The organism is Frankia sp. Allo2 (assembly GCF_000733325.1).
GTDB classification, from domain to species: Bacteria; Actinomycetota; Actinomycetes; order Frankiales; family Frankiaceae; genus Frankia; species Frankia casuarinae.
Genome location: NZ_JPHT01000109.1, coordinates 1 through 1,471 on the forward strand (window position 1 = coordinate 1; position 1,471 = coordinate 1,471).

General features: G+C 72.9%; 1 protein-coding gene and 1 pseudogene. Both read left to right on the forward strand.

The window, feature by feature from the left end; translation table 11 throughout:
- A partial coding sequence (locus ALLO2_RS23010; RefSeq protein WP_035734814.1) for a tyrosine-type recombinase/integrase occupies positions 1–1,094 on the forward strand: 1,094 nt, incomplete at its 5' end.
- A pseudogene (locus ALLO2_RS23015) lies at positions 1,094–1,471 on the forward strand (hypothetical protein); the annotation flags it as partial. The gene ALLO2_RS23010 and the pseudogene ALLO2_RS23015, both read left to right, overlap by 1 nt.

Below are 1,471 nucleotides of genomic sequence, written 5' to 3' on the forward strand. Positions count from 1 at the left end.
GGGACTTCGTCGCGCAGGGCCGGTCGGCGAACTCGGTGCGCAGCTATGCGCTGGCGTTGCTGCGGTGGTGGCGGTTTCTGGTCGCGGTTGGAGTGGCCTGGGACCGGGTGAGTCCGGCGGAGGTCCGGGACTTCGTGCTGTGGCTCGGGCAGGCGACCAAGCCGGTCGCGGCGGCGCGGGTCGGGTCGCGGGCGACCGTGGGGCAGGTCAACCCGGTGACCCGTAAGCGCCACCTCGGGGACGGCTACGGGCCGGCGACGGTGCGGCACAGCAACGCCGTGCTGCGGACCTTCTATGAGTTCTGGCTGGAGCGTGGTGAGGGGCCGCTGGTGAATCCGGTTGTGCTTGCTCGGGCGGGCCGGGGCCGGGCGCACGCGCACCACAACCCGCTGGAGGCATTCCGTCCGGAGGGGCGGCTGCGTTATAACCCTCGGCTGCCGAAGCGGAAGCCGAGGGCGATGCCGGACGAGCGGTGGGACGCGCTGTTTGCGGCGATGGGCCGTAACCGGGACCGGGCGATCCTGGCGCTGGGCGTGTCCACCGGTGCCCGCGCGGCCGAGCTGCTCGGCATGCGCGGCGCGGACCTGGACTGGGGTGGCCAGCTGGTGCGGGTGGTCCGCAAGGGGACGCGGGCCGAGCAGTGGCTGCCGGCGAGCCCGGAGGCGTTCGTCTGGCTGCGTCTCTACCTGGCCGACGTCGGCGGCGGTGTGCTGGGCGCGGGTGATCCGGTCTGGCGGACGGTCTATCGGCGCGGCGGGGTCCACGAGCCGTTGAACTACGAGGCGCTGCGGGCGGTCTTCCGTCGGGCGAACCGCCGGTTGGGCGCGAACTGGACGATGCACGATTTGAGGCACACCTGTGCGATTCGGATGGTGCGCGACGGCCGGCTGTCGCTGCGCGACGCGCAGACGATCCTCGGCCACGCCCACCTGTCGACGACCCAGCTCTACCTGGAGCAGGACGACGAGGAGGTCTTCGCTCGGGTCCGGGAGCATTTGGCTGCGCGGGAAAGACCTCGCCCCGCGCCCCCAGCGCCGGCGGCCCTCGGCTACGACCCCGCTGACCTCGCGGTCCTGTTCGGGAACCCGAGGTGATGCCTACCGCGGTCGCGGCCCCAGCCACCAAGCAGGCCATCGGCCCAGGGGCGTCGGGCTGGGAGCCGGCCGCGCGGCCGGTCGGCCCGTGGGATACGGCGTCGTTGGACGACGTGCTCGCGGCTGTGCCGACCTTGTCGTGGTGGAACGCGAAGCGGCAGCAGGCGCAGCGGTCGGTTGCCGGTGTCGAGCTGCTGCTGGACTGGCTGGGCCGGGTGCCCGGCGGCTGGCAGGACCGGTGGGAGCATGCCGAGGCGATGCTCGGTCCCAGGTGGGCGACCTGGTCAGCCGCCATTCCCGAGCCCGACAGGCCCTGCGGCGAACGCCATCGCGTGGTGCTGACCCGAGGGCTGGCCTGTCTGCTGCGGATGAGGCTC